Raw genomic sequence first — 25,550 nt, 5'->3', positions numbered from 1 at the left:
CCTGTGTCCAGCAATGCCCCACCTTTGATCTATGTAATTGCCGGCGAGCCCTCGGGGGATTTGCTGGGCGGGCGCATGATGGCTGCCCTGTCGCATCTGACCGATGGTCAATTGCGCTTTGCCGGGATCGGCGGCGAGCAGATGCGCGCCCAAGGACTGGACAGCCTGTTTCCCATGTCGGAATTGTCGATCATGGGGCTGGTCGAGGTCCTGCCGCGTGCGCTGAAGCTGCTGCGGCGGATCGACCAGACGGTGGAGGCCATCATCCAGGCGCGTCCGGCGGCGGTGGTGACCATCGATTCCCCCGGCTTCACCTGGCGGGTCGCACGGAAACTGCGCCAGCGCAAGGTGGACTTCCCGCTGATTCATTATGTCGCCCCTCAGGTCTGGGCCTGGAAGCCCGAACGGGCCGTGGAAACGGCGCATTTGTTCGATCGGCTGATGGTGTTGCTGCCCTTCGAACCGCCCTTCTTCGAGAAAGAGGGGCTGGCGACGGATTATGTCGGTCATCCGGCCATCGAAAGCGTGAAGGGGGATGGCCCGGCCTTCCGCGCGCGCCATGGCATCAAAGAGGATGCGACGCTTCTGGGCGTGCTGCCGGGAAGCCGCCAGGGCGAGGTGACCCGTCTGTTGCCGGTCTTCGGCAAGGCGGTGGCCCGCCTGGCGCGGCGCTATCCGGATCTGCAGGTGGTGTTGCCGGCCGTTGCCTCGCAGGCGGCGCGTATCAAGTCCGTGGTTGCGTCCTGGCCGCTGCCGGTCACCCTGATCGAACCTGGCGAACGTTATGATGCCTTCGCTGCCTGCGACGTTGCCATGGCGGCTTCGGGAACGGTGACGCTGGAACTGACGCTGTCTGGGCTGCCCTTCGTCACCGCTTATAAGGTCAATCCCATCACGGCGGCGATCATCCGGCGGGCGATTAAGGTGGATTATGTCACCTTGTCCAATGTCATCCTGGGCCGGCCGGCCATTCCGGAATTGCTGCAGGAATGCTGCACGCCCGAGACCTTGGAACAGGCGGTGGCGCGGCTTTTGTCCGATCCCCAGGCCCGGCGGGCGCAAATGACGGCTTTCGCGGAAGTCCGTTCCGCCTTGGCCCATGGCGATATTCCGCCCTCGGAACAGGCCGCCCGCGCCGTGCTGCGGGCCATCGAAGGCTAGAGGAAAGGCGGGAAGATGACTTCCCGCCTTTCCTCCTTAGACCAGCCTGGAACTCACCAGAGCCAAGTGTTCGCGCAGCTTGGTGGTGATGTCGATGGCGGTTTCCAGGGCCCGCAGGCCGGCCTCGCCATTGACCAGGGGTTCCTTGCCGTTGGCGATGCAATCCAGGAAGGATTCGATCTGGCTCTTCAGCGGATCGTCGCCTTGGAATTCCTGGTTCTCGAATTCCACATTCGGGAAACCGGCCAAGCCCTCGCCGGGTTTCTTGCGGGCGATGGCCATCTTGTTGGCGGCCATGTCCACCGAGATATAGGCATCGGGCTGGAAGATGCGCAGCTTGCGTTCCTGCTTCATCGCGATACGGCTGGCGGTGACCGTGGCCACGCAGCCATTCTCGAAGCGCAGGCGCGTATTGGCGATGTCTTCATGGCCGGTCAGGACAGGCGCGCCGATGGCATCCACATGCACCACCGGCGAATCCACCATGCTGAGGATCATGTCGATATCGTGGATCATCAGGTCCAGGATGACGCTGACATCGGCGACACGCGGCTGGAAAGGCGTGATCCGCGTGGATTCGATGTAGAGGGGATCCTTCAGCACCTTCTCCAGCGCCAGGCGCGCCGAGCGGAAGCGCTCCAGATGGCCGACCTGAAGGACGAGGTTGTTCTCGCGGGCGATGCGGATCAGCTCCCGGGCCGTCTCGGGCGTATCCGTGATGGGTTTCTCCATCATCACATGGATGCCGTGTTCCAGGAGGTAGCGGCCCACTTCGTAGTGAAGGCTGCTGGGGACGGCGATGGAGACGGCATCGACCTTGCCGGGCAGGTCGCGATAGTCGAAGATGGCCTCGACCCCGCGCTCGGCCGCCATGGCTTGGCAGTGGTCGCGATTGGCGTCGCAGATGGCAACCAGCTGCGATGCGGGAAGTTCGGCATATTTATTGACGTGGTAGCGCCCGAAATGTCCGGTGCCGACCACAGCAGTCCTGATTTTATTGGTCATCCCTGCCTTCCCATAGGGGCTCTAGCTGAACGGCCAGGGATGCAATCACCCTGCCGCAGGCCCACACTATCCTGCATTACCGGCCTGGGGCAATGAGAGGAGAGCAATGAGCAATACCGAAGGCTTCCGCCTGCTTCACACCATGATCCGCGTGCGTGACCTGGAGAAGTCCCTGGACTTCTATACGGGGAAGCTGGGCATGCGTCTTTTGCGAAAAAAGGATTATCCCGAGGGCAAGTTCACGCTCGCCTTCGTCGGCTATGGCGACGAGGCGGATCATTCCGTGATCGAACTGACCTATAACTGGGATCGGGAGGAGCCCTACGAGCTGGGTACGGGCTACGGCCATATCGCGCTGGGCGTGCCCGATATCTACGGCACCTGCGAGCAACTCGCGGCTGCCGGGGTCAACATCACCCGGCCGCCGGGGCCGATGAAGCATGGCACAAGCGTCATCGCCTTCGTGGAGGACCCCGATGGCTACAAGATCGAATTGATCCAGCGTAGCTGATCAGAAGGACAGGCCGGCGGCGAGCAGGGAGATGGCTCCCGCCGCCACGGCCAGAACCAGTGCGGCCCGCTTGAGGCGAAGTGGCAAAGGCCAGTGATTGTCGTTTGCCGCGACCAGACGCATCGGGACGTTGGCGGAGGCTTGGGGCCTCCGCCAGGTCTCGGTGCTCTTGCGTGCAGTATTGCGACGCTGAGCCATAGGCATTAGCCGCGCGCGTGCAGGGGCACGAACTTGCGATGCGTATAGCCGGTGTAGAGCTGACGCGGACGGCCGATCTTCTGGGCCGGATCCTCGATCATTTCGCTCCACTGGGCGATCCAGCCGACGGTACGGGCGACGGCGAACAGCACGGTGAACATGCTGGTCGGGATGCCCATGGCGCGGAAGATGATGCCCGAATAGAAGTCCACGTTCGGGTAGAGCTTCTTCTCGACGAAATAGGGATCCTCCAGCGCGATGCGCTCGAGTTCCATCGCCAGTTCGAGCAGGGGCTCGTCGCGCACACCGAGTTCGTCCAGCACTTCGTGGCAGGTGCGCTGCATCACCTTGGCGCGCGGATCGTAGTTCTTGTAGACGCGGTGGCCGAAGCCCATCAGGCGGAAGGGATCGCTTTTGTCCTTGGCGCGCTTGATGAATTCCGGAATCCGCTCCTTGCTGCCGATCTGCTCGAGCATGTTCAGCACGGCTTCGTTGGCGCCGCCATGGGCGGGACCCCACAGCGAAGCGATGCCGGCGGCGATGCAGGCGAAGGGATTGGCGCCCGACGAACCGGCCAGACGGACGGTCGAGGTCGAGGCATTCTGCTCGTGGTCGGCGTGCAGGATCAGGATCTTGTCCATGGCCGAGGCCAGGACCGGGTTGACCTTGTATTCCTCGCACGGCACGGCGAACATCATGTGCAGGAAGTTCTCGGCATAGGACAGCTCGTTCTTCGGATAAACGAAGGGCTGGCCGATGGAGTACTTGTAGGCCCAGGCGGCAATCGTCGGGATCTTGGCGATCAGGCGATAGCTGGCGATCATGCGCTGATGCGGATCGCGGATGTCCAGGCTGTCGTGATAGAAGGCCGACAGGGCGCCGACCACGCCGCACATGATGGCCATCGGGTGGGCGTCGCGACGGAAGCCGCGATAGAAGTTGTTGATCTGCTCATGCACCATGGTGTGGCGCGTGATGTCGCTCTCGAACTTCTTCTTCTGCTCCGACGTCGGCAGTTCGCCCTTCAGCAGCAGATAGGAGACTTCCATGAAGTCGGCATGTTCGGCCAGATCGTCGATGGCATAGCCACGATGCAGCAGAACGCCTTCGTCACCGTCGATATAGGTGATCTTCGATTCGCAGCTGCCCGTCGAGGTGAAACCCGGATCATAGGTGAAATACCCGGTGTCGCCGTAGAAAGAGCGAACATCCATGACCTTGGGACCGACAGTGCCGGAAATCAGCGGCAGTTCGAACGTACGTCCGGTCGAATTATCCGTAAGGGTCACCGTCTCTTTCTTGTCGACGGCGGCGGAATTCTGCGTCATGTGCACCATTCCCTGTAGTTTAGCGTTGATGATGAACGAACGTCGTCATTCCACGACGGCCCTTGTCTTTCATGCCGCCCGCGTGACGGCGTCACCGATGCGGGCGAGCGTTTCTTCTTTCCCCAATATCTCCATGACTTCGAAAATCGGCGGCGACACCGTGGAGGCGGTGAGCGCAGCCCGCAGCGGCTGTGCCAGTTTGCCGAGCTTCAGTTCGGCTTCCTCGGCCAGCTTGCGCGTTTCTTCCTCCAGGGCTTCGGCACGCCATTCGGCGGCGGCAGCGAAGCGCGAGGCTAAACGGTCAAGCAGGGCGCGGCCATCGGCGTCGAGAAGCTTGGCGGCCTTCTCGTCGGGCTGGAGCGGGCGAGAGCGCACGTAGAACAGGGCGCTCTCGGCCAGTTCGACCAGGGTCTTGGCGCGTTCCTTCAGACCCTTCATGCCGGCCAGCAGGCGGGCCTTTCCGGTTTCATCCAGCGGCTGGCCCAGCGCCGTTTCAAGGCGCGGTACGATCAGATCGACCAGACGCGCATCATCGGCTTGACGGATGTAATGGCCGTTCAGGTTGGTCAGCTTGACCATGTCGAAGCGAGAAGCCGAGCGGCCCACGCCGTCGAGGTCGAACCATTCGATCGCCTGTTCGGTCGAGATGATCTCGTCGTCGCCATGGCCCCAGCCCAGGCGCAGCAGGTAGTTGCGCATGGCTTCGGGCAGGAAGCCCATGTCGCGGTAGGCTTCGGCGCCCAGCGCACCGTGACGCTTGGAAAGCTTCGCGCCGTCGGGGCCGTGGATCAAGGGAATATGGGCGAAGACCGGCACGTCCCAGCCGCAGGCGGCATAGAGCTGGTACTGGCGGAAGGCATTGGTCAGGTGATCGTCGCCGCGAATGACATGGGTGATGCCCATGTCATGGTCGTCCACCACCACCGACAGCATATAGGTCGGCGTACCGTCGGCGCGCAGCAGGACCATGTCGTCGAGCTGTTCGTTCGCCACCCGCACTTCACCCTGGACCAGGTCCTGGATGACCGTCTCGCCGCTTTGCGGTGCCTTCAGGCGCACCACGCCCGGCACGCCGGGAGGCGCTTCCGACGGATCGCGGTCGCGCCAGATGCCGGGATAGCGCATGGGCTGTCCCTTGGCCTTCTGCTCTTCGCGGATGGCGGTCAGTTCGTCGGGCGTGCAATAGCAGTAATAGGCTTTCCCTTCGGCCAGAAGACGCTGCGCGACCTCGGCATGGCGGCCGGCGCGCGAAAACTGGAAGACGGGTTCCTCGTCCCAGTCCAGTTCGAGCCAGCGCAGGCCGTCGAAGATGGCGTCCACGGCTTCGGGAGTGGAACGGGCGCGGTCGGTGTCCTCGATCCGCATCAGGAATTTGCCGCCGTGATGGCGGGCGAAAAGCCAGTTGAACAGTGCCGTGCGGGCACCGCCGATATGAAGGAAACCAGTAGGGGAAGGCGCGAATCGCGTGACGACTGTCATAACGTCAGCAAGACCTCGTACTCCGTGAGTAGCCGTTGGCGCGCTTTGTGTAGCATATTCTTCCCGCGGGTGCAGCATGGGTTTGCTCTGGGATGGGAAATAACCTGCCCGATAGGATGGGCGCAAGCCTCGTTATGAGCTTGGGCTGGAAAATCGTCCAAACGAAAGAATCTTTCCTTTCGGTCTTCTATGACGAGAGGGAGCGGTGGTGCCTATGGCTCCCGGTATTCCTCGGGGGTGGGGTGGCGTTTTATTTCTCCCTACCCGTGGAGCCACCCGTTTGGTTGGGCCTGCTTCTCGTCCTGAGCCTCTGTATCCTGCTGTATATGACCCGCCGCCGCCCCGGAATGACGGTGCTGCTGCCGGGGGGTGTGGCAATGGCGCTCGGTTTCGCTGCAGCGCAAGGCTGGGCCTGGAATGCAGCGGCGCCGGTGGTCGAGCGTCAGGTTACCTGGTCCCTGTCCGGCACGGTCGAACATGCCGAGGAAACGCCGAGGGGACAGCGCGTGATCATAAGCGATCTGTCCGTCCAAGGGCAGGAGAGCCTGCCCCGGCGGGTGCGCGTGCTCCTGACCGCGCGCAGCGAGAAGGTCGAGCCCGGCCAGCGGGTATCGGTCAGGGCCGTCCTGATGCCGCCGCCCCTCCCGGCGCAGCCGGGGGCCTACGACTTTTCCCGCGACGCATGGTTCCGGGGAATCGGCGGCGTCGGTTATGCCGTTTCGCGCGTGCAGATCCTGCCGCAGCCGGACGCGACGGGACTGGCGGCCCAGGCTGGGCACAAGCTGGCGCGGTTGCGCCATACCATTACGGGCCGTATTCGCGAAGGCGTCGGGGGCGAGGAGGGCACCATCGCCACGGCCTTGATGACGGGGCAGCGTGCGGCGATACCGTCGCATCTGCTCGAAGCCTATCGGAATTCGGGTTTGGCCCATCTTCTGGCGATTTCAGGCCTGCATATGAGCCTGGTGGCGGGACTGGTCTTTGTCGGGGTGCGCGGAGTCCTGGCGCTGGTGCCATCGGTGGCCCTGCGCCATCCCATCAAGAAGTGGGCCGCCGCCGTGGCCTTGCCGGTAACCTTCTTCTACCTGCTCATCGCAGGTGCCCCGGTGCCGACCCAGCGGGCTTTCCTGATGACCGGGATCGTCTTGTTGGCGGTGATGGTGGACCGCAATCCCATCTCCATGCGGCTGGTGGCCTGGGCAGCGGCGCTGGTGCTGCTGTGGCAGCCGCACAGCCTGACCGGGCCCAGCTTTCAGATGTCCTTCGCCGCCGTCATCGCCCTGGTGGCCCTGTACGAGATCCTGGCCCCGCGCATGGCGTCCTGGCGCGGCCTGAGCGAAAGCGTGGCGGGACGGATGGGGCTGTATCTGTTCGGCGTGATGACGGCGACGGCGGTGGCCGGTTTCGCGACGGCGGCCTTTGGCCTGTTCCACTTTCACAGCGCCGCCTTGTGGTCCATTCCCGCCAATCTGGTGGCCGTGCCGATCATGGCCTTCTGGACCATGCCCTGGGCTGTGCTGTCCTTCCTGCTGATGCCGCCGGGGCTGGAAGCCTGGGCGCTGATCCCGATGGGGTGGGGTATTGCCTGGGTCAATCAGGTCGCCCTGACCGTCTCGTCCTGGCCCGGTGCGACGTTGCAACTGCCTGCCATGCCGGTCTGGGGGCTGGCCGTTTTTGCCTTGGGCGGGGCGTGGCTGTGCCTTTGGCGGCAGCGCTGGCGGTTGCTGGGTCTGCCCTTGATGCTGCTGGGCCTGCTTTCTCCGGGGATGAACGAGCGGCCGGACCTGCTGGTGGATGGCGAAGCGGAAGTGCTGGCGGTGCGGGGCGGCGACGGCCTGCTGGTGATGTCGGAAAAGCGCAAGGCGGAGTTCATCCGCGATATCTGGCGCAGGCGCGATGGCGGGTTGTCCGGGCAGGACTGGCCGACACAGGGAAGCGGAGCGGGCGGGGTTCTGTCCTGCGATTCCCTGGGCTGCCTCTATACCGCGCAAGGCAAGGTGATCGCCCTGGTACGCAATGAAGGCGCCCTGTCCGAGGATTGTGCCGCCGCCGATGCGGTGATCGCGCTGGTGCCGGTTCGCCGCCGCTGCGCCCCCGTCACCATCGACCGTTTCGATCTTTGGCGGGAAGGGGGGCATGCGGTCTTCGTCACCCCGAATGGCATCCGGGTCGAAAGCGTGGCGGCTTATCAGGGCAAGCGGCTATGGAGCCGCCAGAGAGGACGCCAATAGGGAGAGAGGTCAGTAATTCCGCAGCAGCCCGACCAGACGGCCCTGCACGCGCACGCGGTCGGGGCCGAAGATGCGGGTTTCGTATTTCTTGTTGGCCGGTTCCAGGGCGATGGAGGCACCCTTGCGGCGCAGGCGCTTCAGGGTGACTTCGTTCTCGTCCACCAGGGCGACGACGATGGAGCCGGTTTCTGCCGTGTCGCAGCGGCGGATGATGACCGTGTCACCGTCGAGAATGCCGGCCTCAATCATCGAATCCCCGTCCACCGTCAAGGCGTAATGCTCGCCGCTGCCGATCAGCCCGGCGGGAACGGCGATGGAGGCGCTGTTGTCGCGCAGGGCTTCGATGGGGGTGCCCGCGGCGATCTTGCCGTAAAGGGGCAACTGGACGGCTTCGGCATCGCCGTCGAAGGACGGGGCACCGGTCAGGCTGGGTTTGAAGTCGCCCCGGATGACATTGGGCGAAAAGCCGGAGGCGGAGGGCGTGGCGGCCGGCTGGCCGGGCGGCGCGTTGTCGGGCAGGCGCAGCACTTCCAGCGCGCGGGCGCGGTGGGGCAGGCGCCGGATGAAGCCGCGTTCCTCAAGCCCGGTGATCAGGCGGTGGATGCCCGATTTGGACTTCAGGTTCAGGGCGTCTTTCATCTCGTCGAAGGACGGCGAAACTCCGGTCGCGCGAAGGCGCTGATCGATGAACATCAGCAATTCGTGCTGTTTGCGCGTCAGCATGGCCGCTCCCTGGGAACTGAAAGAAGACGAGGGGGAGGTATCTGGAACAAACCAAAAACCTCCAGCCTTGTTCTAGTTTAGTTCCTTGCTTCCGTCAAGCCCCCTGCGGGCTTCGGGCGATTTTCCAGGAGGGAGGGAAGGCGTCAGGCAGCCTCGAAAACACCCGATTTGCCGCCGCTCTTGTGGGTCAGGCGGATATCGGTGATGCGCATGCCCTTGTCGACCGCCTTGCACATGTCGTAGACGGTGAGGCAAGCGATGGAAACCGCTGTCAGGGCTTCCATTTCCACCCCCGTGCGGCCCTTAAGCTTGCAGGTCGCCGAGACCAGGACGGCGCTGCGCGCAGGGTCGAGGGAGAGTTCCACCTTGACCGAAGTCAGGGCCAGGGGATGGCAGAGCGGGATCAGGTCCGGTGTGCGCTTGGCCCCCATGATCCCGGCCAGTTGGGCGACGCTCAGCACATCGCCCTTCTTGACGCCGCCTTCCTGGATCAGGGCCAGGGTCGCGGGCTGCATCAGGATGGTGCCCTGGGCCGTGGCGATACGTTCCGTCTCGGCCTTGTCCGAGACGTCCACCATCACGGCATTACCCTCGGCGTCGAAATGGGTGAAGTCCGACATGGCTCGCTCGTTACTCAGGCGGAAAGGGGCAGGGGATCGGCCAGGAGCTGGCGCGTGGCGGCTTCCACATTGCCTTGGCGCATGATCGATTCGCCGATCAGGAAGCGACGGGCACCTACCCGCGCCATGCGGCTCAGGTCGGCGGGGGTCTTCAGCCCGCTTTCGGCCACCAGCACGCGCCCTTCCGGCAGCATGGCGGCCAAACGTTCCGTGGTGCCGATATCGGTGACCATGGTCTTGAGATTGCGGTTGTTGACGCCGATCAGCGAAGATTTCAGCTTCAGCGCCCGCTCGAACTCGGCTTCGTCATGGACTTCGATCAGGACATCCATGCCGAGCTCGGTCGCGGCTTCCTCCATCTCGGCGGCCAGACCGTCCTCCAGCGCCGCCAGGATCAGCAGGATACAGTCCGCCCCCAGGGCCCGGCTTTCATAAACCTGGTAAAGATCGACCAGGAAGTCCTTGCGGAGACAGGGTAAATCCACCGAGGCGCGGGCATCGGCGAGATATTCGTCGGCCCCTTGGAAGTAGGGTTCGTCCGTCAGCACCGACAGGCAGGCGGCGCCTCCGGCCTGATAGGCGGTGGCCAGGGCGGCGGGGTCGAAATCGGGGCGGATCAGCCCGGCCGAAGGCGAGGCCTTCTTGATCTCGGCGATCAGCCCGTAGCCCCCGGCCTGGACCTTGCGCGCCAGGGCGGCGGCGAAGCCACGGGTAAGCCCGGCGCGGACAATGGAGTCACGCAGGGCGCCCAGGGGCTTGGCCGCCTTGCGGGCGGCGACATGTTCGCGTTTATCGTCACAGATGCGGCGGAGAATATCGCTCATTGAGCCGCGACCTCGCGGTTGGTGATGTCGGCCAGTCGGGCCAGGGTCTTGGAGGCGGCGCCGGAATCGATGGCCTGGGCGGCCTGGATCAGGCCGGAAGCCAGATCGCCGGCCTTGCCGGTTACCACCAGGGCGGCGGCCGAATTCAGCAGGACGATGTCCCGATAGGCGCCCTGCCGGCCTTCCAGCACGGCCCGCAAGGCCGCCGCATTGGCTTCGGCATCGCCACCTTTCAGCTCTTGCGGATCGGCGCGGCGCAGTCCCAGGCTTTCCGGTTCGACCTGGAAGGTGTTGACGCGGCCCTGATGCCATTCGGCAACGAGGGAGGGGCCGGTCGTGGTCAATTCGTCCAGGCCGTCGGAGCCATGCACAACCCAGGCGCGTTCGGCGCCCAGGCGGCCCAGCACATCGGCGAGCGGCTCGACCCATTGGGCGGAGAAGACGCCCATGACCTGGAAGCGGGTTCCGGCGGGATTGGACAGCGGACCGAGCAGATTGAAGATGGTGCGGGTCCCCAGCTCGACGCGCGGCCCGGCCACGTGGCGCATGGCATTGTGATGGCGCGGAGCCATGAGGAAGCCGAGATTGTTCTCCCACAGGCTCTCGCGCACCAGCTCCATCTCGGCATCGATCTTGACGCCGAGTGCGGTCAGCACGTCGGCCGAGCCGGATTTGGAGGACAGGGCGCGGTTGCCGTGCTTGGCGACCGGCACGCCGCAGGCGGCGACCACGATGGCAGCCGCCGTCGAGATGTTGTAGGTGCCCGAGGCATCGCCGCCGGTGCCGCAGGTATCCACCGCGCCGTCAGGGGCGTCCATATGGAAGGCCTTGGCCCGCATGACCCGGGCGGCCCCGGTGATTTCGTCCACCGTCTCGCCGCGCACGCGCAGGGCCATCAGGAAGCCGCCGATCTGGGCGGGGGTGGCATCGCCCGACATGATGATCTCGAAGGCCTGGGCGGCCTGCTCCTCGGTCAGGCGGGCGCCGCCGCCGACATGGGCGAGCAACTCTTTCATGCTGCTCAAGCTGTTGTAGGCGGTCATCAGGCGGCACGCCCCTTGTCCTGGCGCGACAGGTCCAGGAAGTTGCGCAGGATCTGGTGGCCGTGCTGCGAGGCGATGCTTTCCGGATGGAACTGCACGCCATAGATCGGCAGTTCCTTGTGCGCGAGGCCCATGATCAGGCCGTCCTCGGTCTCGGCGGTCACTTCCAGGCAGTCGGGCAGGGTCGAACGCTCGACCACCAGCGAGTGATAGCGCGTAGCCTGGAAGGGCGAGGGCAGGGCGGCGAAGACGTTGTGGCCGGTATGGATGACGGGGCTGGTCTTGCCATGGACAGGCATGGGCGCCCGGATCACTTTCCCGCCGAAGGCCTGGCCGATGGATTGATGGCCGAGGCAGACGCCGAACAGAGGAATGCGGCCGGCGGCGCGGCGGATCAGGTCCAGGCAGATGCCGGCGCGGTCAGGATCGCAGGGGCCGGGCGAAATGACGATACCCTGGGGCGCCATCGCCAGCACTTCGTCGGTGGTGACGGCATCGTTGCGGCGCACGACGACCTCTGCACCCAGTTCGCCCAGATAGTGCCAGAGATTGTAGGTGAAGCTGTCGTAGTTATCGATAAGCAGGAACATGCCGCAACCCAAGCCCTTGTTTCAATTCGTCTTTCCTCCGCGCAATCGCCCTGTTTACTCCGTCCCTTACGCGGTGTGGCGTGAAATGCATGCGATCACAAAAGAACGATAGCGCAGAATGCAACTCATCCCCCCAGGCGTCAAGCGCGCGGCCGGGCGAATATTCGGCACCGCCCGGGTGTGGATCAGACGCTGGAGGAGGAAAACTCCGTTCGTGTCTGATAATGCTCACTTTGCGCGCTCCTCCTGCTTGGTTATAAGGGGCTTCTTTCTTTTCGCAGCCCGCCAGGAGACAGACGTGGCGAACCGGCCCAGCCGCAAACCCCAGAAGAAAACCACGCGCCGCAGGACGACGGCGTCTCGCAGGGGCAAGGCGAAGGCCTTTCCCCTCAAACGGGCCGCCCTCGCCGCGTTCCTGCTTGTCGCTCTGGGCATGGCGTTGGGCCTGGCTCTTTCCGCTTGGACTCGGGACGATGGTGCGGCTCCGGTCGTGGCCGAGACGGTCGTGGAACCGCCGCCTCCCACTATCCGCACGCCTATGCTGGAAAAGCAGGATAACCTGCCGCCCTTGCCGCCGCCGCCTCCTCTGGCGGTGGATCCGGCTCCCGTGGTGATACCGCAGCAGCCCGCCGTCCCGCCCAAGGCAGCCGCCGAGCCGTCTCGGGTGGAAGAAGCCGCCTTGCCGCCGCCGGTTTCGCCGATGCCCGAGAAAAGCGAGGAGCTTCCGCCCTGGCAGCGTTATGCGGTGCCGATGCCGCAGACCAACGGACGGCCCATGATCGCCATCGTCATCGACGACATGGGGCTGGATCGCCGCCGCTCGGACCTGATCGCCGCCCTGCCGGGCCCATTGACCACGGCCTGGCTGCCCTATGCCCGCGATCTGCCCCGCCAGACGGCTGCAGCGCGGGCACGCGGGCATGAACTGATCGTCCATGTGCCGATGGAACCCCAGAATCCCAATGTGGACGCCGGGCCGGACGTGCTGCGGGTAGGGCTGCCGCCAGAGGAGATCCGCCGCCGCCTGATCAGCGGCCTGGAAAGCTTCGACGGTCATATCGGCATCAACAACCACATGGGCAGCAAATTCACTGAAGACTTGGCCGGCATGTCCGTGGTGATGGAGGAATTGAAGGAACGCGGCCTGATGTTCCTGGATTCCCGGACCAGCCCCGTCAGCGTCGGCGTCAAGGCAGCCCAGCAGGCCGATGTGCCCAATGCGGGCCGCCATATCTTCCTTGACAATGACGACGACGCCACTCTGGTCCTCGGCCAGTTGGCGAAGACGGAGGAAGTGGCCCGTCGGCACGGCATGGCGATCGCCATCGGCCACCCCCGCGACGGCACCATCGAAGCGCTGCGTCAGTGGCTTCCGACGCTGGAGCAGAAGGGATATGTCCTCGTTCCGTTGAGCGCGATCATCCGGAAGCGATACGCAAAGGGATAACAAGAAAGGCCGCCAAGACATTGTCCTGGCGGCCTTTTTTATCGGAACTGGTCGGGCTGTTCCCCGGCGCTTACGCCGCGCGGGATGGACGACGCGGGCGGGAACCGGCCGGAGCCTGCGGCCGGGCATTCTTGTTCCCGGCGGCAGGACGGGGCTTGGCCGCCTGAGGCTTGCCGCCTTGCGGCCGGGCCCCTTGCGGGCGGCTGCCTTGGGGACGCTTCGGCGGCACCTTCAGGCCCTTCTGGTGGCGCAAGGCTTCGACCGCCGGATCGTGCCAAGCATGTTCGGTATCGGCGGGGACGGTCTGACGGATGGTCTTTTCGATCTGCGTCAGCAGCGGCACGTCCTCGGGATCGACCAGCGAGAAGGCGATGCCGTCGGCCCCGCCGCGGGCGGTGCGGCCGATGCGGTGGACATAGCTTTCAGGCTCGTTGGGCAGGTCGAAATTGATGACATGGGTCAGGCCGTCGATATCGATGCCGCGTGCGGCGATATCGGTGGCGACGAGAACGCGGATGCGCCCTTCACGCAGGTCCAGCAACGCCTTCTGGCGGGCGTTCTGCGACTTGTTGCCGTGAATGGCGGCAGACGGCAGGCCGTCCTTGACCAGGTTCTCGGCCACGCGGTTGGCGCCGTGCTTGGTGCGGGTGAAGACCAAAGCGCGGTCGATGCCTTGCAGCAGATGGGCCAGCAGGGCGCGCTTGTCGCCGCGATTGACGAACAGCACCTTCTGCTCGACCCGGGCGGCCGTGGTGGCGGCCGGGGCCACTTCCACGCGCTCGGGATTGTGCAGGATGCTGGCGGCCAGCTTGGCGATGTCGTCGGGCATGGTGGCCGAGAACATCACCGTCTGACGGCGTGCCGGCAGCTTGGCGGTGATGCGGCGGACGTCATGGACGAAGCCCATGTCGAGCATGCGGTCGGCCTCGTCTAGGACATAGGCCTCGACCGAGGACAAGTTCACATGGCCCTGGTTCATCAGGTCGAGCAGGCGGCCCGGCGTCGCCACCAGGATGTCGAGGCCGCCCTGCAGCGCCTTGATCTGGGGATTCTGGCCGACGCCGCCGAAGATCACGGCGCTGCGCAGGCCAAGGCCCTTGCCATAGGTGGCGAAGCTTTCGGCCACCTGAAGGGCGAGCTCGCGGGTCGGGGTCAGGATCAGGGCGCGCACATGGCGCGGCGCATGGCGGCTGCGGTCGGCCGAAAGACGCTGGAGCAGGGGCAGGGCGAAGGCGGCGGTCTTGCCGGTGCCCGTCTGGGCGATGCCCAGCATGTCCTTGCCGGCCAGCAGATGGGGAATGGCGCCGGCCTGGATCTTGGTGGGCGTGTCATAGCCCTCGGCGGTCACAGCAGCCAGCAACGGCGCGATCAGGCCGAGTTCGGAAAAAGCGGTCATGGAAATCCTCGGTGGGCGCGCACAGGCAGTGGACTGAAGCACAGTTCCGGCCTTGCGCGTTGCGCGTCCGCCCGGGCGCGCAGCCGAACGGTAGAGCGATGTGTGTAAGGGAAATCTCAGGACGGGCTGCCACCGGCACTGTTGGCCGGGGCGCCTGCGCGCAATCGCGAGACGTCGGGGAGATGCCTACAGCAAGCCAGTCGCCCTGTCAAAGGAATAGGAAGCGTCCTATCCTTCGCGCTTGGCGGCCTGCACCATGGTATCGAGCGCCGAGAGGAAGCGCGAGCGGTCGTTCTTGCCGAAACTACCCGGCCCGCTGGTGATCTCGCCGATCTCGCGCAGATGGGTCATCAGATTGCGGGTGGCCAGGACATTGCCGATGGAGGCTTCCGTGAACGGCTTGCCGTTGGGGGCCAGGACGCGGGCCTGGTTGGCGATGCAACGGGCGGCCAGGGGGATGTCGCTGGTGATCACGATATCGGCAGGTCCCGCGCGTTCGGCGATCCAGTCATCGGCCTTGTCGGGACCTTCGGGAACCACCACCGGGCGGACCAGCGGATGTCCCATGGCGAAGCGCAGATAGGCATTGCTGACCAGATGGACCACCAGGTCGTATCGTTCGGCTACGCGCAGCACCTCGTCCTTGACCGGACAGGCATCGGCATCGACGAAGATTTCGGGCACGGGCGTCTCCGTTTAGGGGCTTGACCTTCCAATCGTGGAAAGGCCCATAATATCCCTATCTGTAGCATTTCATCGGCAGCGAGGACATCATGGCCAAGACTTACCGAGTTTCCGGCATGACCTGCGGCGGCTGCGCCCGCTCGGTCGAAAAGGCGATCCAGACCAGTGTTCCCGGCGCACAGGTGACCATCGAGCTGCAATCGGGCCGCGTGACTGTGGAAGGAGCCTGCAGCGACGACCAGATCGAACGCGCCGTCACCGAAGCCGGTTTCGACTACGAGGGCGTGGCCTCGTAAGCATATTCCGGGCCCTGTCCGGTCCTGCCAAAGGCCTTGGCCCTTGAAACCCGTTGATTTCCTTCGTCCTTCCCGCGAAAGCGGGAATCCATGCCGCATCATCTTCCGAAGATGACGTGGACTCCCGCTTCCGCGGGAGTGACGCAACAGGGAATGGTTTCAAGAACCCGAGGTCCTTTGGCGGGTCCGGGGCAAAGCCCTGTTAATTCCCCCGCACCTCGAACTTCACCGCCTCCTCGGCGGCGCGGATCAGGGCGCGGGCCTTGTTCCAGCTTTCCTGGTATTCGGATTCGGGATCGCTGTCGGCGACGATGCCTGCACCGGCTTGGGCATACATGATGCCGTCCTTGACCAGGGCCGTCCGCAGCGCGATGCAGGTGTCCAAGCTGCCGTTGGCCGCGATATAGCCGATGCAGCCGGCATAATAGCTGCGCCGTTCTGGCTCCAGTTCGTCGATGATTTCCATCGCCCGCACCTTGGGAGCACCCGAGACGGTGCCTGCGGGGAAGCCCGCGAACAGGGCGTCCATGGCGTCGTGTTCGGGAGCGATCTCGCCTTCGACGTTCGACACGATGTGCATGACCTGGGAATAGTACTCGATCACCATCTGCTCGGTGACCTTGACGGTTCCCACCTTGGCGACCCGGCCGACATCGTTGCGGCCCAGGTCCAGCAGCATCAGATGCTCGGCCAATTCCTTGGGATCGGCCAGCAGATCCTCGGCCAGGGCCTTGTCCTCGGCGGCATCGGCGCCGCGCTTGCGGGTGCCGGCCAGCGGGCGGATCGTGACCTTGCCGTCGCGCAGGCGGACAAGGATTTCCGGGCTGGAGCCGACGATGGCGAAGCGGCCGAAATCGAGAAAGAACAAGAAGGGGCTGGGATTGGTCCGGCGCAGGGCCCGGTACAGGGCGAAGGGCGGCAGGCGGAAGGGCACGGCGAAGCGCTGGGACAGCACCACCTGGAAGACGTCGCCGGCCAGGATGTAGTCCTTGGCCCGCGCCACCATGGCGTGGAAGTCCTCGCGCGACATGTTGGGCACCGGCACCGGCGGCTCGCCGCTGTCCTCGCCGCGTTCATGGCGATAAGGCAGGGGACGGTCGAAATCGGCCACCACGTCGGCCAGGCGTTCGCAGGCTTGGCCGAAGGCGGCGCGCGCGCCCACACCGGCCTTGGGACGGACCGGCGTGACGACGATCACCTTGTCCTCGACCGAATCGAAGATGGCCATCACCGTGGGGCGAAGATAGATGCCGTCCGGAACATCGATGGGGTCGGGATTCTCGTCGGGCAGCTTCTCGACCAAGCGCACGACGTCATAGCCCATATACCCGACCAGACCGGCCGCCATGGGCGGCAGGCCCTCGGGCAGGTCGATGCGCGATTCCTCGACCAGGGCGCGCAGCGAGGCGATGGTGCCCTGCGCGGCCGCGACCGGGCAGGGCTCGAAGGCATCGGCATCGAAGCGTGCGTCGCGGTTGATCTCCGCCCGATTGCCCCGACAGCGCCAGATCAGATCAGGCTTAAGCCCCAGGATGGAATAGCGTCCGCGTACCGCCCCGCCTTCCACCGATTCCAGAAGAAAGGAATTGGGGCGGCCCGCCGCCAGTTTCAGCATGGCCGAAACCGGCGTTTCCAGATCAGCGACCAATGTGGTCCAGACGACCTGGGCCTTTCCCGCCTCATAGGTTGCGGCAAAGCTGTCGAAGTCGGGCAAGACCTTCATAATCAGTTATCGATCCGGATCTGTTGCGGGTTGATCTGCACGTCATAGCGGCTGCGCAGGGCGGTGAGGAACTGCTCGAACATGTCCGAAGCCTGCGCCTGACGCAGTTGTTCGCGCAGGCCTTCGATCTCGTCGGGATTGGCGGCGGGGTCGGCCGGCTGGATTTCCGCCAGGCGGGCCACCACGGCACCATTCTCATAGCTGCCGGTGACGACTTCGCCGGGCTGGGCCTGGAAAAGCTGGTTGATCACCGGCGGCGACAGGTCTTCGGTGCTTTCCTGGCGGGTGAAGGGATCGGAGGTGCGGCTCGTCAGCCCGAACTCTTCGGCGAGGGCTTCGGGCTGCTGCCCTTCGCGCAGGCGCCCGGCGATCTCTTCGGCACGTTCGGCAGCCAGTTCCTGGCGGCGTTCGCCCTGCCATTCCACCAGGATTTCCTCGCGCACCTGTTCGAAGGGGCGGCGGGCCGGCGGCGTTACGCCGTCGACGCGCAGCACGAAGAAGCCGCGGCGGTCCTCGTATTCCACGGTCTGGCTTTCCATGCCCTGAGGAGTGCTGAAGGCGGTTTCCAGGAAACGGCGGTCGCGGGGCATGTCCGGGGGAACGTCGCCCTCGGGATCGTGTCCGGCGATATCGACGGCGGGAATCTGCACGAGGCGAAGATTCTGGCCTTCCGCCACTTCCTCCAGCGTGGCGCCACCGGCCAAGGCATCGTCCAGGCGATTGGCGGCATCATAAAGAAGATCGGCGGCGCGTTCGGCCTGGATATCCTGGACGATCTGGTCGCGCACCTCGTCCAGCGGGCGGGTGGTGCCGGCATCGATGGCCGAGACGCGCAGCACGTGCCAGCCCAGCGGAGTCTGCACCGGCTGCGAGATCTGGCCTTCCTCCAGTCCGAAAATCACGTCGGCCAATTGGGGCAGGGTGTCGTCGCGGCTCATCCAGCCGAGCTCGATGATATCGACCGGCTGCGGCGCGGCCTCGGCGGCGATCTGCTGAAGGTCGCTGCCTTCCTCGATCATGGCGCGGGCGCGCTCGGCCTCTTCCGCGCTGTCCAGCAGGATCTGCTGGACGTTGCGGCGCTCGGGCGAGCCGAATTCGGCGAGGCGCTGCTGATAGGCGGCTTCGATCTCTTCTTCCGAGACCACGACTTCCTCGGCCACGTCGCCGGCCTGCACCACCACGGCGGTCACCTGGCGGTATTCGGGGGCCATCCAGCGTTCGGCCTGCTCCTCGAAGCGGGCGCGCAGGACGTCGTCGCCGGGATCCTCGGGAGCGGGGAAGGATTCGGCGGGCACCGTCATCACCTGGGCCACGCGCTGTTCGGCGCGGAAGCTATAGAGCGGATCGGCCAGCATCCCGGGCGCGGGCACGTCACCGGCACCGGTGACGGCTTCCATCAACTGGGTGCGCAGCATGTCGCGGCGGACGAGCGTCTCGTAACGCTCTTCCGTGAAACCGGCGGAGAAGAGGGTCTGGCGATAGAGATTGGGGTCGAACTGCCCCAACTGGTTCTGGAAGGCCGGGGTCCCGGCGATCTCGCGGCGCAGGGCGTCGACATCGGCGACCATGTTCAGGTCGCGTGCCGCCTGGTCGATCAGTGCACCGGTCACCAATTGGTCGATCACGCGGTCGAGCAGGCCCAGCTGGCGTGCCTGCTCGGCATTGAGCTGGCCGCCGAACAGGGGCTGAAGGCGCTGGATCTCGCGCTGGAACTCGGCGGTGACTTCCTGTCCGCGTATCTCGACCTCGCCGACGCGAATGGCCGGGCGATCGTTGACCCGCCCACCGACCATGTCACCCACGCCCCAAACGGCGAAGCTGAGGGCGATGATGATGAGGAAAGCCCTGAAGAACCAGGACTTGGAATGTTTGCGAATGGCTTCGAGCATACGGGGGATGTTTCCGTGACCAGCAGGACAGCCCATATCGGGCGTTGATGGGCGGCATCATAAAAGCCGACCCCCGCCCCGGCAATACGGAAGTGGGATGGGCCCCGACGGCGTGTCGCCTGCCGGTGGAAAAGCGGGGGTGGCTATGCTAAAGCATCGTACCCATCGAAAGATCAATATTTGCAACGAGGTGGAGGATGACCGTGAGACGGCCGCTGATCGCAGGCAATTGGAAGATGAACGGCCTCCGCGCCGATGGCGTGGCACTCGCCGAAGGGATTGCCGCCAAGGCCAAGGCGGAAGCCGGCCTGAAATGCGACCTCCTCGTCTGCCCTCCGGCGACGCTGATCGCCGATGTGGCCCGCGCCCTGGATGGCGCCCCGGTCGCCGTCGGCGGCCAGGATTGCCATATGGACGAGAAGGGCGCCCATACCGGCGATATCGCCGCGCCGATGCTGGCGGACCTGGGCTGCCGCTATGTCATCCTGGGCCATTCCGAGCGCCGCGCCGATCACGGCGAAAGCGACGAACTGGTGAAGGCCAAGGCCCAGGCGGCCTTGCGCGCAGGCTTGGTCGCCGTCATCTGTATCGGCGAGACGGAAGGCGAGCGCGATGCCGGCAAGACCATTGAAGTGGTGGCGGGTCAATTCAACGGCTCGCTGCCCGAGGGCGCCAGCGCGGCCAATGTGGTGATCGCCTACGAGCCGGTCTGGGCGATCGGCACCGGCCGCACCCCGACCACGGCCGAGGTGGCCGAGGTGCATGCCGCCATCCGCGCCGAGGCGCGCAAGCGCATGGGCGGCGAGGCCGACTCGCTGCGTATTCTTTACGGCGGTTCCATGAAGCCCTCGAATGCGGCGGAATTGCTGGCGCTGGAGGATGTGGACGGCGGCCTGATCGGCGGCGCCAGCCTCAAAGTGGAAGATTTTTGGGCCATCGCGCAAAGTTGCCCCTAGCCTTTGTGGCTCATGGCGACTAAAAAGCCCCCTGACGGTTTTACCGCCCCGGATGCGATGGCCCTCCTGGCCCCGCCTCCGGGGTGGCTGCTTTGTTGGTGAAGGACATGATTACAGTCATTCTGGTCGTTCATCTGCTCATCGCCATCGCCCTGGTGGCAGTCATCCTCCTGCAGCGCAGCGAAGGCGGTGCGCTGGGGATCGGTGGCGGCGGGGGCGGCGGCATGATGAGCGGGCGCGCGGCGGGCAACCTGCTCACCCGCACCACGGCCATCCTGGCCGCTGGTTTCTTCGTGACCAGCATGACGCTGGCCCTGCTTCAGGATCGTGCCACCGGCCCCTCGTCGGTGATGGACCGCCCCGGGCCGATCGAGCCCTTCGGCGGCTCGCAGCCGCCGATGGCGCCCGTGGTTCCGGAAACCCCAGCGGCTCCTGCTGCTCCGGCTGCTCCGGAACGCTGATCTGGCAGGAACACCCCGAGGCGGCGATGGCCGCCTCGGCTCTTTTTGAACCGCTGTTCACACCGCCCCGCCCGGGCCTGCGCTCCTTGCGGGCGTGCTCTTGGGCTGGGCTTCCTCTTGGATTACAGTAACGGTCCATGACGCGATTCATATTCATCACCGGCGGCGTGGTCTCTTCCCTGGGCAAGGGCCTCGCCTCCGCCGCCCTGGGTTCGCTGTTGCAGGCCCGTGGCTTCAAGGTGCGGCTGCGCAAGCTGGACCCTTATCTGAACGTCGACCCCGGCACCATGAGCCCCTATCAGCATGGCGAGGTCTATGTCACCGATGACGGTGCCGAGACCGACCTCGATCTGGGCCATTACGAGCGGTTCACCGGCGTTGCCTCCCGGCAGAGCGACAACGTCACCACCGGACGCATCTACTCCAACGTCCTGGCGAAGGAACGGCGGGGTGATTACCTGGGCGCCACCGTCCAGGTGATTCCCCATGTCACCGACGCCATCAAGGAATTCGTCCTGTCGGATGTGACCGACGAGGATTTCGTGCTGTGCGAAATCGGCGGCACGGTGGGCGATATCGAAAGCCTGCCCTTCCTCGAGGCGATCCGCCAGTTGGGCAACGAACTGGGCCGCGACCGGGCCATGTTCGTGCACCTGACCCTGCTGCCCTATATTCCCTCGGCCGGTGAACTGAAGACCAAGCCGACCCAGCATTCCGTCAAGGAATTGCTGTCGGTGGGGATTCAGCCGGACATGCTGATGTGCCGCTCCGACCGTCCCATCCCGCAGGGCGAGCGGCGCAAGATCGCGCTGTTCTGCAACGTGCGTGAAGAGGCGGTGATCCCCGCTTTGGACGTCGACACCATCTACTCGGTGCCGCTGTCCTATCACGAGCAGGGGCTGGACGCGCAGGTCTGCAAGCATTTCCGCATCGATGCGCCCGAGCCGGACCTGACGCCCTGGCGCAAGGTGGTGGAGCGCATCCGCCAGCCCGAGGGCGAAGTCACCATCGCCGTGGTCGGCAAGTATACCAGCCTGCTCGACAGCTATAAGTCGCTGGCCGAGGCCCTGCAGCATGGCGGCATCGCCAACAATGTGCGGGTGCGCCTGAACTGGATCGACAGCCAGATCTTCGAGAGCGAGGATGTCGTCCAGTATCTCGACGACGTTCACGGCATCCTGGTGCCCGGCGGCTTCGGCGAGCGCGGCGCGTCCGGCAAGATCGAGGCCGTGCGTTTCGCCCGCGAGCGCAAGGTGCCCTATTTCGGCATCTGCTTCGGCATGCAGATGGCGGTGATCGAGGCGGCCCGGAACCTGGCCGGCATCCCCAAGGCCAGCTCGACCGAGTTCGGCCCGGCGGAGGAACCGTTGGTCGGCCTGATGACGGAATGGGTGCGCGGCAACCAGCTGGAGAAGCGCAGCCAGGCCGGTGACCTGGGCGGCACCATGCGCCTGGGGGCCTATGAATGCCGCCTGACGCCCGGTACCCATGCCCATCAGATCTATGGTGCGGACATCATCAGCGAGCGCCATCGCCATCGCTATGAGGTCAACATCAATTACCGCGAGCGGTTGGAGGCGGCCGGTCTGGTTTTCTCGGGCATGTCGCCCGACGGCCTGCTGCCCGAGATCGTCGAGTTCCCGGACCATCCCTGGTTCATCGGCGTGCAGTTCCATCCGGAACTGAAGTCCAAGATCTTCGACCCCCATCCGCTCTTCACCTCCTTCGTGAAGGCGGCCGTCGAACAATCCCGCTTGGTGTGAGGAAGCTTCCATGACCAGCCAGTCGCGTCACGTCCAGATCGGTTCCGTCACCCTCGGCAATGACTTGCCCCTGGTGGTCATCGCCGGCCCCTGTCAGATGGAAAGCCGGGACCACGCGCTGGAGACGGCCCAGGCGCTGGTCGAGATGACCGGCGCCCTGGGCATGGGGCTGATCTACAAATCCTCCTTCGACAAGGCCAATCGCACTTCACTGTCAGGTAAGCGGGGCATCGGACTCGACGGGGCTCTGCCGGTCTTCGCGGAGATCAAGGAACGCTTCGGCTGCCCGGTCCTGACCGACATCCATACTGAAGAGCAATGCGCCAAAGTCGCCGAAGTGGTGGACGTGTTGCAGATCCCGGCCTTCCTGTGCCGCCAGACCGATTTGCTGCTGGCGGCCGGGCGCACCGGCCGGGCGATCAATGTCAAGAAGGGGCAATTCCTCGCCCCCTGGGACATGGCCAATGTCGCGGCCAAGATCGAAAGCACGGGCAACATGAACGTGACCCTGTGCGAGCGCGGCGCCAGCTTCGGCTACAATACCCTGGTGACCGACATGCGCAGCCTGCCGATCATGGCCAAGACCGGCTGCCCGGTGGTGTTCGACGCCACCCATTCCGTGCAGCAGCCGGGCGGGCAGGGCACGTCTTCGGGCGGCGACCGCCGTTTCGCCCCGGTCCTGGCCCGCGCCGCCGTCTCGGTGGGGGTGGCGGGCGTCTTCATCGAATGCCATCCCGATCCCGATTGCGCGCCGAGCGACGGGCCGAACATGATTCCCATGGCCCAAATGCCCGAGCTTCTATCCACGCTGGCCCAATTCGACCGGCTGGCGAAATCGCATCCGTTATCCATCTGATATTCGAAATTCGTTTGAGCCGGAGAGATCGCATGAGCGCCATTACCGATATCCACGCCCGAGAGATCCTCGACAGCCGTGGCAATCCCACCATCGAAGTTGATGTCGTTCTGGAAAGCGGTGCTTTTGGCCGCGCGGCCGTGCCCTCGGGGGCCTCGACCGGGGCCCATGAGGCGGTCGAACTGCGCGACGGCGATGCGAGCCGCTATCTCGGCAAGGGTGTGCAGCAGGCCGTCGAATCGGTGAATGGCGAGATCTACGACGCCCTGGCCGGCATGGATGCCGACGAGCAGGTGATCATCGACCAGACGATGATCGACCTGGATGGCACCCAGAACAAGTCCCGCCTGGGCGCCAATGCCATCCTGGGCGTCAGCCTGGCCGTGGCCAAGGCGGCCGCCGAGGAAGCCAACCTGCCGCTCTACCGTTATGTCGGCGGCGTCTTCGCCCAGACTCTGCCGGTGCCGATGATGAATATCATCAATGGCGGCGCCCATGCCGACAATCCCATCGATATCCAGGAATTCATGGTGATGCCGGTTTCGGCCCCCAGCATGGCGGATGCGATCCGCATGGGTGCCGAGATCTTCCATAACCTGAAGAAGCTCCTGAAGGATGCCGGCCATAACACCGCCGTCGGCGACGAAGGCGGTTTCGCCCCCAATCTGGCGAGCACCGACGAAGCCCTGTCCTTCGTCATGAAGTCCATCGAGAAGGCCGGCTATCGCCCCGGCGAGGACGTCATGCTGGCGCTCGACGCCGCTTCGACCGAATTCTTCAAGGACGGCAAGTATGTCCTGGCGGGCGAGGGCAAGACGCTGGATGCCGAAGCCATGGTGAAGTATTACGAGGCCCTGGTCTCGAAATATCCGATCCTGTCCATCGAGGACGGCATGGCCGAGGATGACATGGATGGCTGGGCCGCCCTGACCGAAGCCCTGTCCAGCCGCGTCCAGCTGGTCGGTGACGACTTGTTCGTGACCAATCCGCAGCGTCTGGCCGACGGCATCGCCAACGGCCTGGCCAATTCGATCCTGATCAAGGTCAACCAGATCGGCACCCTGTCCGAGACCCTGGAAGCCGTCGAGATGGCGCACAAGGCCGGCTACACCGCCGTCATGTCGCACCGTTCGGGCGAGACCGAGGACGCGACCATCGCCGACCTGGCCGTGGCGACCAATTGCGGCCAGATCAAGACCGGTTCGCTGTCCCGTTCGGACCGTCTGGCCAAGTACAACCAGCTGATCCGCATTGAGGAACAGCTGGGTTCCGCCGCCCGCTATGCCGGCAGCCGCATCCTGCGCTAGAGGCAGGCCCTGACCGGGGCGCGGATTTTTCCCTCCGCACCCCGTGGTTACGTATTCACGGCCGTTTGCCGTCGTCTTCTCCATTGACGGCGGAAAACGGCCGTGATTCATTAGAGCCATGAACATCCTCGGGGAAATCCGCCGCCGGTCGCGCCACATCATCGGCCCCTTGCTGGGGGTGAGCGCCATCGTCTATTTCGGCTATCACACGATCCAGGGCGACCGCGGCCTGCTGGCCTGGCACCGCCTGGGCCAGGAGATCAAGGAAGCCGAGCAGGTGCTGGCGCGCGTCCAGGAGGAGCGCGATCAGCTGGCTCATCGCGTCTCGCTGCTGCGGCCCGAATCCCTTGATCCCGACATGCTGGAAGAGCGGGCGCGGATGATGCTCCACATGGGGCGGGATGACGAGATCGTGATCCTGACGCCGACCCGCTGATTTCCCTTCTCCTGCCGGTCATTCTTCCAGGCTGTTGCGGGACATCTCTTCATAGGCCTTCATCAGCCCCGCTATCTCCAGCCCCAACTGGCGGCTGAAGAGACGGCCATGGCAGGCGGTGGCGCAGCCGTGACATTCCTCCACGATCCGCTCCGTCAGGCCCGGAATGCGGTAATGGCATTCCGTCCGCTTTTGCGCGTGCATTTCCAGCAGCGCCAGGACGCGCATGATCAGCCATTGGCTGGTGTCGCTCTTGCCGGGGCAGCTTTCCAGGGTCCAGGCAAGCTCGGCTGCGATCGCTTTCGATGCCCGCAGGGCAAGCTCATGCGCCGTCTCGTCCGGCACTTCCGGGAACGGGGGAAGGCTCATCTCGCCGCCTGTTCTGAATGGTTCCATCCGTTCCGAAATGGGGGCGGCGCTGACGCATTCGAGTAGGAGAGAGGGAGGGGCGGCGGAATGGCGGATGGCTCCCCGCCGTCACAGATCATCCGTGGGTGATGTCTAGGCCCATCGGGGATGACGGGGCTGCCTGCGCTATCCATCCGGGCGAGGGGCACGGTCTTTCCATCTTCGCCTTTCCCTTCGGGTGACCCTCACTATATGCCGACAAACCCGTCCGTGAC

General features: G+C 64.9%; 25 protein-coding genes. 11 read left to right on the top strand and 14 right to left on the bottom strand.

Going from position 1 to position 25,550, the window contains the following annotated elements:
• Positions 1 to 3 precede the first annotated feature (3 nt).
• A complete protein-coding gene (gene lpxB / locus EPD66_RS03080; RefSeq protein WP_255448349.1) occupies positions 4 to 1,161 on the top strand; it encodes a lipid-A-disaccharide synthase in 1,158 nt (385 codons plus the stop codon).
• A 36-nt stretch (positions 1,162 to 1,197) separates the two neighbouring features.
• Here lpxB and EPD66_RS03075 read toward each other — a convergent pair whose 3' ends face one another.
• Positions 1,198 to 2,166, bottom strand: coding sequence for a Gfo/Idh/MocA family protein (locus tag EPD66_RS03075; protein WP_142847009.1), 969 nt, complete (start codon positions 2,164 to 2,166; stop codon positions 1,198 to 1,200).
• Between the two features lie 106 nt (positions 2,167 to 2,272).
• Here EPD66_RS03075 and gloA point away from each other — a divergent pair, with 106 nt between their 5' ends.
• Positions 2,273 to 2,677: a lactoylglutathione lyase gene (gene gloA / locus EPD66_RS03070; protein WP_142847008.1), complete on the top strand. Its 405-nt coding sequence runs from the start codon at positions 2,273 to 2,275 to the stop codon at positions 2,675 to 2,677.
• Here gloA and EPD66_RS03065 read toward each other — a convergent pair whose 3' ends face one another.
• The 3 genes from EPD66_RS03065 to gltX all read right to left on the bottom strand — a co-directional run bounded on the left by EPD66_RS03065 (position 2,678) and on the right by gltX (position 5,682).
• Positions 2,678 to 2,875 (bottom strand): hypothetical protein, encoded by a 198-nt coding sequence (locus EPD66_RS03065; protein ID WP_142847007.1) that lies wholly within the window; start codon positions 2,873 to 2,875, stop codon positions 2,678 to 2,680. It abuts the gene before it with no gap.
• A gap of 5 nt (positions 2,876 to 2,880) precedes the next feature.
• A complete protein-coding gene (gene gltA, locus EPD66_RS03060) occupies positions 2,881 to 4,203 on the bottom strand; it encodes a citrate synthase (RefSeq protein WP_142847006.1) in 1,323 nt (440 codons plus the stop codon).
• Between the two features lie 69 nt (positions 4,204 to 4,272).
• Positions 4,273 to 5,682, bottom strand: a complete 1,410-nt coding sequence (gltX, locus tag EPD66_RS03055) for a glutamate--tRNA ligase (RefSeq protein WP_142847005.1) — start codon at positions 5,680 to 5,682, stop codon at positions 4,273 to 4,275.
• A gap of 284 nt (positions 5,683 to 5,966) precedes the next feature.
• On the opposite strand from gltX, the gene EPD66_RS03050 reads away from it, so the two are divergent.
• Positions 5,967 to 7,913: a ComEC/Rec2 family competence protein gene (locus tag EPD66_RS03050; protein ID WP_221930857.1), complete on the top strand. Its 1,947-nt coding sequence runs from the start codon at positions 5,967 to 5,969 to the stop codon at positions 7,911 to 7,913.
• A gap of 9 nt (positions 7,914 to 7,922) precedes the next feature.
• Here the strand turns inward: EPD66_RS03050 and lexA are convergent, their stop codons facing one another.
• The 5 genes from lexA to EPD66_RS03025 all read right to left on the bottom strand — a co-directional run bounded on the left by lexA (position 7,923) and on the right by EPD66_RS03025 (position 11,713).
• Positions 7,923 to 8,636, bottom strand: a complete 714-nt coding sequence (gene lexA, locus EPD66_RS03045; protein WP_142847003.1) for a transcriptional repressor LexA — start codon at positions 8,634 to 8,636, stop codon at positions 7,923 to 7,925.
• 143 nt (positions 8,637 to 8,779) lie between these two features.
• Positions 8,780 to 9,256 (bottom strand): cyclic pyranopterin monophosphate synthase MoaC, encoded by a 477-nt coding sequence (moaC, locus tag EPD66_RS03040; protein WP_142847002.1) that lies wholly within the window; start codon positions 9,254 to 9,256, stop codon positions 8,780 to 8,782.
• A 14-nt stretch (positions 9,257 to 9,270) separates the two neighbouring features.
• Positions 9,271 to 10,080 carry an indole-3-glycerol phosphate synthase TrpC gene (gene trpC, locus EPD66_RS03035; protein ID WP_142847001.1) on the bottom strand — a complete coding sequence of 270 codons (810 nt, stop codon included), beginning with the start codon at positions 10,078 to 10,080 and terminating at the stop codon, positions 9,271 to 9,273.
• Positions 10,077 to 11,126 carry an anthranilate phosphoribosyltransferase gene (trpD, locus tag EPD66_RS03030; protein ID WP_370511854.1) on the bottom strand — a complete coding sequence of 350 codons (1,050 nt, stop codon included), beginning with the start codon at positions 11,124 to 11,126 and terminating at the stop codon, positions 10,077 to 10,079. Before trpD ends, trpC begins: the two co-directional genes overlap by 4 nt.
• Positions 11,123 to 11,713: an aminodeoxychorismate/anthranilate synthase component II gene (locus tag EPD66_RS03025; RefSeq protein ID WP_142846999.1), complete on the bottom strand. Its 591-nt coding sequence runs from the start codon at positions 11,711 to 11,713 to the stop codon at positions 11,123 to 11,125. Before EPD66_RS03025 ends, trpD begins: the two co-directional genes overlap by 4 nt.
• A gap of 298 nt (positions 11,714 to 12,011) precedes the next feature.
• On the opposite strand from EPD66_RS03025, the gene EPD66_RS23930 reads away from it, so the two are divergent.
• The gene (locus EPD66_RS23930; RefSeq protein WP_255448348.1) at positions 12,012 to 13,160 is read left to right on the top strand and encodes a divergent polysaccharide deacetylase family protein; all 1,149 of its coding nucleotides are present in this window, start codon (positions 12,012 to 12,014) and stop codon (positions 13,158 to 13,160) included.
• A gap of 70 nt (positions 13,161 to 13,230) precedes the next feature.
• Here the strand turns inward: EPD66_RS23930 and EPD66_RS03020 are convergent, their stop codons facing one another.
• Both EPD66_RS03020 and EPD66_RS03015 read right to left on the bottom strand, forming a co-directional pair.
• The gene (locus EPD66_RS03020; protein ID WP_185961221.1) at positions 13,231 to 14,556 is read right to left on the bottom strand and encodes a DEAD/DEAH box helicase; all 1,326 of its coding nucleotides are present in this window, start codon (positions 14,554 to 14,556) and stop codon (positions 13,231 to 13,233) included.
• A 228-nt stretch (positions 14,557 to 14,784) separates the two neighbouring features.
• Positions 14,785 to 15,240, bottom strand: a complete 456-nt coding sequence (locus EPD66_RS03015; RefSeq protein WP_142846998.1) for a YaiI/YqxD family protein — start codon at positions 15,238 to 15,240, stop codon at positions 14,785 to 14,787.
• An 89-nt stretch (positions 15,241 to 15,329) separates the two neighbouring features.
• On the opposite strand from EPD66_RS03015, the gene EPD66_RS03010 reads away from it, so the two are divergent.
• Positions 15,330 to 15,536: a heavy-metal-associated domain-containing protein gene (locus tag EPD66_RS03010; RefSeq protein ID WP_142846997.1), complete on the top strand. Its 207-nt coding sequence runs from the start codon at positions 15,330 to 15,332 to the stop codon at positions 15,534 to 15,536.
• 202 nt (positions 15,537 to 15,738) lie between these two features.
• On the opposite strand, the gene trpE is transcribed toward EPD66_RS03010, so the two are convergent.
• Together trpE and EPD66_RS03000 are read right to left on the bottom strand one after the other, a co-directional pair.
• Entirely contained in the window at positions 15,739 to 17,259 is a 1,521-nt protein-coding gene (gene trpE / locus EPD66_RS03005) for an anthranilate synthase component I (RefSeq protein WP_142846996.1), read from the bottom strand.
• A gap of 2 nt (positions 17,260 to 17,261) precedes the next feature.
• The gene (locus EPD66_RS03000; protein WP_185961220.1) at positions 17,262 to 19,148 is read right to left on the bottom strand and encodes a SurA N-terminal domain-containing protein; all 1,887 of its coding nucleotides are present in this window, start codon (positions 19,146 to 19,148) and stop codon (positions 17,262 to 17,264) included.
• Between the two features lie 197 nt (positions 19,149 to 19,345).
• On the opposite strand from EPD66_RS03000, the gene tpiA reads away from it, so the two are divergent.
• The 6 genes from tpiA (at position 19,346) to EPD66_RS02970 (ending at position 24,927) form a co-directional block, all read left to right on the top strand.
• Positions 19,346 to 20,104, top strand: coding sequence for a triose-phosphate isomerase (tpiA, locus tag EPD66_RS02995; protein ID WP_142846994.1), 759 nt, complete (start codon positions 19,346 to 19,348; stop codon positions 20,102 to 20,104).
• Positions 20,105 to 20,211: 107 nt separating this feature from the next.
• Positions 20,212 to 20,565 carry a preprotein translocase subunit SecG gene (gene secG, locus EPD66_RS02990; RefSeq protein WP_142846993.1) on the top strand — a complete coding sequence of 118 codons (354 nt, stop codon included), beginning with the start codon at positions 20,212 to 20,214 and terminating at the stop codon, positions 20,563 to 20,565.
• Positions 20,566 to 20,702: 137 nt separating this feature from the next.
• Positions 20,703 to 22,328 carry a CTP synthase gene (locus EPD66_RS02985; protein ID WP_142846992.1) on the top strand — a complete coding sequence of 542 codons (1,626 nt, stop codon included), beginning with the start codon at positions 20,703 to 20,705 and terminating at the stop codon, positions 22,326 to 22,328.
• Positions 22,329 to 22,338: 10 nt separating this feature from the next.
• Positions 22,339 to 23,184, top strand: a complete 846-nt coding sequence (kdsA, locus tag EPD66_RS02980) for a 3-deoxy-8-phosphooctulonate synthase (protein WP_142846991.1) — start codon at positions 22,339 to 22,341, stop codon at positions 23,182 to 23,184.
• Positions 23,185 to 23,216: 32 nt separating this feature from the next.
• Positions 23,217 to 24,491, top strand: coding sequence for a phosphopyruvate hydratase (eno, locus tag EPD66_RS02975; RefSeq protein ID WP_142846990.1), 1,275 nt, complete (start codon positions 23,217 to 23,219; stop codon positions 24,489 to 24,491).
• A 118-nt stretch (positions 24,492 to 24,609) separates the two neighbouring features.
• A complete protein-coding gene (locus EPD66_RS02970) occupies positions 24,610 to 24,927 on the top strand; it encodes a septum formation initiator family protein (RefSeq protein WP_185961219.1) in 318 nt (105 codons plus the stop codon).
• 18 nt (positions 24,928 to 24,945) lie between these two features.
• Here EPD66_RS02970 and EPD66_RS02965 read toward each other — a convergent pair whose 3' ends face one another.
• Positions 24,946 to 25,296, bottom strand: coding sequence for a hypothetical protein (locus EPD66_RS02965; RefSeq protein WP_142846989.1), 351 nt, complete (start codon positions 25,294 to 25,296; stop codon positions 24,946 to 24,948).
• Positions 25,297 to 25,550 lie beyond the last annotated feature (254 nt).

This window comes from Telmatospirillum sp. J64-1 (assembly GCF_006980715.1).
Lineage (GTDB): Bacteria > Pseudomonadota > Alphaproteobacteria > Rhodospirillales > Magnetospirillaceae > Oleiliquidispirillum > Oleiliquidispirillum nitrogeniifigens.
Note: the sequence above shows the minus strand (reverse complement) of the source record. Positions and strands in the feature narration are given on the sequence as shown.

Bases quoted from the DNA above. Each gene is read 5' to 3' on its own strand.
- EPD66_RS03075 (WP_142847009.1), bottom strand. From the start codon at position 2,166: ATGACCAATAAAATCAGGACTGCTGTGGTCGGCACCGGACATTTCGGG.
- gloA (WP_142847008.1), top strand. From the start codon at position 2,273: ATGAGCAATACCGAAGGCTTCCGCCTGCTTCACACCATGATCCGCGTG.
- EPD66_RS03065 (WP_142847007.1), bottom strand. From the start codon at position 2,875: ATGGCTCAGCGTCGCAATACTGCACGCAAGAGCACCGAGACCTGGCGG.
- gltA (WP_142847006.1), bottom strand. From the start codon at position 4,203: ATGACGCAGAATTCCGCCGCCGTCGACAAGAAAGAGACGGTGACCCTT.
- gltX (WP_142847005.1), bottom strand. From the start codon at position 5,682: ATGACAGTCGTCACGCGATTCGCGCCTTCCCCTACTGGTTTCCTTCAT.
- lexA (WP_142847003.1), bottom strand. From the start codon at position 8,636: ATGCTGACGCGCAAACAGCACGAATTGCTGATGTTCATCGATCAGCGC.
- moaC (WP_142847002.1), bottom strand. From the start codon at position 9,256: ATGTCGGACTTCACCCATTTCGACGCCGAGGGTAATGCCGTGATGGTG.
- trpC (WP_142847001.1), bottom strand. From the start codon at position 10,080: ATGAGCGATATTCTCCGCCGCATCTGTGACGATAAACGCGAACATGTC.
- EPD66_RS03025 (WP_142846999.1), bottom strand. From the start codon at position 11,713: ATGTTCCTGCTTATCGATAACTACGACAGCTTCACCTACAATCTCTGG.
- EPD66_RS03020 (WP_185961221.1), bottom strand. From the start codon at position 14,556: ATGACCGCTTTTTCCGAACTCGGCCTGATCGCGCCGTTGCTGGCTGCT.
- EPD66_RS03010 (WP_142846997.1), top strand. From the start codon at position 15,330: ATGGCCAAGACTTACCGAGTTTCCGGCATGACCTGCGGCGGCTGCGCC.
- trpE (WP_142846996.1), bottom strand. From the start codon at position 17,259: ATGAAGGTCTTGCCCGACTTCGACAGCTTTGCCGCAACCTATGAGGCG.
- EPD66_RS03000 (WP_185961220.1), bottom strand. From the start codon at position 19,148: ATGCTCGAAGCCATTCGCAAACATTCCAAGTCCTGGTTCTTCAGGGCT.
- tpiA (WP_142846994.1), top strand. From the start codon at position 19,346: ATGACCGTGAGACGGCCGCTGATCGCAGGCAATTGGAAGATGAACGGC.
- secG (WP_142846993.1), top strand. From the start codon at position 20,212: ATGATTACAGTCATTCTGGTCGTTCATCTGCTCATCGCCATCGCCCTG.
- EPD66_RS02985 (WP_142846992.1), top strand. From the start codon at position 20,703: ATGACGCGATTCATATTCATCACCGGCGGCGTGGTCTCTTCCCTGGGC.
- kdsA (WP_142846991.1), top strand. From the start codon at position 22,339: ATGACCAGCCAGTCGCGTCACGTCCAGATCGGTTCCGTCACCCTCGGC.
- eno (WP_142846990.1), top strand. From the start codon at position 23,217: ATGAGCGCCATTACCGATATCCACGCCCGAGAGATCCTCGACAGCCGT.
- EPD66_RS02970 (WP_185961219.1), top strand. From the start codon at position 24,610: ATGAACATCCTCGGGGAAATCCGCCGCCGGTCGCGCCACATCATCGGC.
- EPD66_RS02965 (WP_142846989.1), bottom strand. From the start codon at position 25,296: ATGAGCCTTCCCCCGTTCCCGGAAGTGCCGGACGAGACGGCGCATGAG.